The organism is Neobacillus fumarioli NBRC 102428 (assembly GCF_001591485.1).
Classification (GTDB): domain Bacteria; phylum Bacillota; class Bacilli; order Bacillales; family Cytobacillaceae; genus Neobacillus; species Neobacillus fumarioli.
Genome location: NZ_BCUZ01000167.1, coordinates 1 through 4675 on the forward strand (window position 1 = coordinate 1; position 4675 = coordinate 4675).

Consider the following 4675-nt stretch of genomic DNA (forward strand, 5'->3'; position numbering starts at 1 on the left):
GGGTCCATTATAATGATTCTGAATTATATGCCATCTACATGTTGAAAAAATACCAACGTAAGCGTATTGGAAAACAACTTATGAAATCAGTTGTCGAGCACTTATCGCTACATTACAACTCAATGCTCGTTTGGGTATTGGCTGAAAATGAATCCCTCCATTTTTATGAGGCACTCGGCGGAAAATCGGTCCGCACCAGCAAAATTACAATCGGAAATAAAGAACTTGATGAAATAGCATATGGCTGGTCACACTAAAGAGCTTTATGCCAGCTTACTATAAACTTGAAAAGGGAAGCATGGGGTAAACCCAGCTTCCCTTACTTCCATATACAGCACACTTTAATTCCGCAGTTTCTTCTTTCTAATGAAAAGATCCTAATTGTACATCTGGGATGGACATTTGTTCACGAGTGCTGCCTGACACCACTGATGGTTTATTTATGCCATGGAGGTATTCTTTTCCGGTATATAGCCTTCCGTCCGCGGTTCTGAACATGAGGTGGTTTTCGTTAAATTCCACGGGTGATTCGAGTCCTGCGGCAGCGGCTAAGTTGAATAGTCCTTCTCTTGAGGAAATCACGTAATTGCATACACGATACATTTTTTCTTCTATGACAAGTGCTTTTTCCCGTTTTGGGTCGGTTGTGGCGACCCCGACTGGACATGTGTTTGAGTGACAGGTTTGTGCCATAATACAGCCGACGGAAATCATGAAGGCCCGGGCGGTGTTAATTAAATCGGCACCAAGGCAAAGGGCATAAGCCATTTTATCAGGTGTAATTAATTTCCCTGAGGCGATCAGTTTTACCCGATCCATGATTCCATACCTTTGCAATGTTTCATGGACAATCGGAAGGGCTGTATAAAGCGGCAGTCCAGGTCCATCCGACAGTTATTGATAGGTAGCACCTGTTCCGCCTTCACCGCCGTCAACTGTAATAAAGTCTGGAAACTTTCTATCCTCTGCCATTGCCTTCACTAACGTTTCTACTTCATCCCGGCTGCCTGCAACCATCTTAAATCCAACCGACTTGCCGCCAATTTCCCGCAATTGTTCCATAAAATCCAATAGTCCCTTCGTATCATAGAACTGGCGGAAACGGTTTGGGCTATTAATAGTTTTCCATGGTGTGACATTGCGGATTTCCGCAATTTCGGGTGTGACCTTTTCAGCTTCAATATGCCCTCCGCGTACTTTCGCTCCTTGTGCTAACTTTAACTCAAAGGTTTTAATCTGATATATTTCACTTTTGCGTTTAAATTGCTCCCATGAAAAATCCCCCTCTAATGTTCGATATCCGAACAAACCCGGCCCAATTTGTGCAATAATATCGACATTTCCTTTTAAGTGATACTTGGAAAGTCCGCCTTTACCAGTATTCATCCATGTTCCGCCAGCCATCCCAAGACCCTTGGATAGAGTAGTGATTGCATTTTTCCCTAACGCACCATAGCTCATCGCAGACTGGCCAATTAATCCTTTTATATAAAAAGGCTTTCTGCAAGACTCTTTTCCTATTATAATTTAATCTTGCTCTGCCAGGTAATAAGGGTCCACTTCAACTGATTCCGAATGCTCTTTCCTGCTCACTAGCTTTTCGTTATCAATAACATAAACATTTGTATGAATTTTTGGCTGCTGTTGAACCCGCAAATCTTCCCTTTGCACTGGAAACATCGCATTTCGGATATAAAATCCGCTCTCTTCAAAATTTCGTTCCGAACCAAAGGAAGTAATTCGTTCTTTATACTTCCCTGATTTGACGACACTCTCATACTGGTTACGTGAAAACGGTTTTCCCTCATTATTATTTAAAAATAAATATTGCCTTAATTCCGGCCCGATTTTTTCTACAATGTACCGAATTTTCCCCAACACAGGGTAATTCCGTAAAACGGCATGTTCCATTTGACGGGCATCACGATATAATATCCAAAGATATAAGCCAAACGGAACAAGGATAACCGTTATCATCAAAACAAACATAATCACCATTAAAATTTGTGTCCAACTGATCCGTTCACCATCCCATCTACTATTCTTCAAAGTTATTCATGGGAACAAAGCTGTACCTATAAACCTCAAATTGTATACACTCGGCGTACCCATATATTTAGTAATTAACCTTTCTTTTCATTACTCTAACAAAATAGCTTGTGCTTCTTTTTTTGGTCTTAGTGGAAAAAGGTGAAGAACATAATGATAGTACATTATATTCAGAGCTCGATTTTTTATAATTACTAGAAATTAAATCCGCCATTTGAATGAAAAATGGGGGAATATGGAAAGGGATCGCTAAAATAGATTCGTCTTAAGATAAACTTGCTGGATGCATTGTAGGATTTGGCAGTTTGAAAGGAGTGAAGGCAACAGCAGTTGTAGATAGGGATAAACCGTAGTAGCGCCTAAATATCTATTCTTATTGCGTAGCGATTGCACATATCAATTTTTCCAACCCGCGAGAGGTTCGAATAAGTCATGACGAATCCTATTCAAAAAGCGGCTCGGAGCAATGGCTGATGCTTTATGATGAATTTGTTATGTAAGCCGCCCAAACGAATTTAAAAATTATTCATACAGCAACTTAAGTAATTTTTTACATCGCTGAGCTTTACACGAGTTTACTATAAAAAAGGGAAGCCCGGTTTAAAACCAGCTTCCCTTTCTTCCTTAAGCAGCACGCTTTAATTCAACAGATTCTTCATTTTGATTTTTCTTAAGACCAAGCATAACGATGAAGGAGAGGCAGTACAGAATGGCAAGGTATGTCATGTTCATGGTCATATCGTATTTTTGCAAAATGTAGCCGACCAATAATCATCCATTCTCTTTTCAAGCCTCACAGGACTACGTTAAAAAGAGCGTAACAAAAAGCCCTTATGTCACAGAGGACAAAAGGGCATAAGGTGGTCAAACTTATATCAAGATTACTTGCCCTTTTTAGCCTCTCTGGACCAAATTTAAAGGATTATTTTCATTTCCATCGTAGAATGTTTGCTTTTGGGAATCATCAAATATTGGTAAAAAGTTCACAAAACAGCATTTGCAACGCATACTTTATTTCGTCCATTGTTTTTGGCAAAATATAGTGCCTTATCTGCATCTTCAATGATTTGATCTGCCACGATTGTGGTTTCTTTATAACACGCGACACCAATGGAAACGGTAATGTGAATGGTTTTGTCGGAAAGATGAAAATGATAGGCTTCAACATTCATGCGAATCCGTTCTGCGATTTCGTAAGCTTTATTCAAAGGACAATCTAATAATAATACTGTAAACTCTTCTCCGCCATTTCTGCTGACAATATCAAAAGAGCGGGTAGAATTTTGCAAAATTTCTCCAACTTGTTTCAGCACTTGATCACCATTTGAATGACCGTATTGATCGTTGATTTTCTTAAAGTGATCAATATCAATATAAAGCAATGACAGTTGTTCCTGCCTTTCGTCCACTTTTTTTATTAATGTGTTAAAGATATCATCAAATTTCCGGTAATTGTTCAAGCCTGTTAAGCCATCGAGAGTGGATTCTTTCTTATATTTTTCAAATAACAAGTGAATCGATCTTAAATAGTTAATCATATAGAACGCAATCATTCCACCAAGGTAGGAAATGATCCAATAAACAGGGATAAAATCACTTTTTTTAATAAAAAAGCTAATCACAAAAAAAGATACCAGATTATTCCAAGTAAGACAGAGGATCATCTTAGTATGTTTTGAAAAACTGCTTCTTACTAAAAGGACTACTCCTATCGTGACCAAAAACGATATCAAAGCAGCAACTAAAGAGGATGCATTCATTCCAAATAGAAAATGGCCCAAAATAATGAATGTCATCGATACAAAGGCAGGGATTGTTCCGCCATAAAATGCTAACAGGATGACAGGAATTAGACGCAAATCTACAATGATATTTTCAATATGCATACTGTACTGCATAAGGATATTTCCAAGGAGTCCCCCCAAGATACCAACGGTTAGTTTTTTGGGTATAGATGAATGATGATTTAAGGGACTCTTTTTCGTTAATTGGCTATAAATAAACAGCAGTGTTACCAGAATGGCCAGATTTGCAAACAGTTCTTTAACAATCATTTTTATCACCTTAATTAAGATACCATAATTTGTATAAAAGATTATAGATTTTTTTGGTATTTTAGACCAAAAAATGTTATTGAATTGGAATTGAAAAGATTTGATGTAGTATGCTTGCATCTCTTTTTGAAATAATATGATACCATTTATATGAGAATCTACTTTAAAAAAATGATGGAGGCTTTTGATATGTATAGCTTTAAGAACGATTACAGCGAGGGGGCACATCCCAGAATTTTAAATGCTCTTATAGAATCAAACGATGAGCAGGAAGATGGTTACGGGGAGGATCGTTATACGCAAAAAGCGATAAATTTATTAAAAGAGAGAATGGGACGAACGGACATTGATATTCATCTGTTAACCGGCGGAACGCAAACAAATTTAATCGCAATCTCCGCATTTCTAAAACCACATGAAGCTGCAATTGCAGCTAGTACAGGACATATTGCAACACATGAAACAGGTGCAATTGAAGCCACAGGACATAAAGTCATCACAATAGAAGTTTCGGATGGAAAACTTACTCCTCGGCATTTGCAAACAGTTCTCGATTACCATACGGATGAGCA

The 4675-nt window shown here is 38.1% G+C and carries 4 protein-coding genes and 1 pseudogene; 2 read left to right on the top strand and 3 right to left on the bottom strand.

Annotated elements, in window-relative coordinates:
* A partial coding sequence (locus BFU02S_RS14785; protein WP_157075956.1) for a GNAT family N-acetyltransferase occupies positions 1-257 on the top strand: 257 nt, incomplete at its 5' end.
* A gap of 106 nt (positions 258-363) precedes the next feature.
* On the opposite strand, the pseudogene BFU02S_RS14790 reads toward BFU02S_RS14785, so the two are convergent.
* From BFU02S_RS14790 to BFU02S_RS14795, 3 genes and pseudogenes are all read right to left on the bottom strand, one after another.
* A pseudogene (locus BFU02S_RS14790) lies at positions 364-1998 on the bottom strand (FMN-binding glutamate synthase family protein).
* 675 nt (positions 1999-2673) lie between these two features.
* A complete protein-coding gene (locus tag BFU02S_RS16880) occupies positions 2674-2817 on the bottom strand; it encodes a hypothetical protein (RefSeq protein ID WP_174520349.1) in 144 nt (47 codons plus the stop codon).
* Positions 2818-3032: 215 nt separating this feature from the next.
* Positions 3033-4103 (bottom strand): diguanylate cyclase, encoded by a 1071-nt coding sequence (locus BFU02S_RS14795; RefSeq protein ID WP_066372291.1) that lies wholly within the window; start codon positions 4101-4103, stop codon positions 3033-3035.
* Positions 4104-4292: 189 nt separating this feature from the next.
* On the opposite strand from BFU02S_RS14795, the gene BFU02S_RS14800 reads away from it, so the two are divergent.
* Positions 4293-4675: beta-eliminating lyase-related protein (locus BFU02S_RS14800; RefSeq protein ID WP_235842083.1), on the top strand; the 383-nt coding region annotated here is incomplete at its 3' end.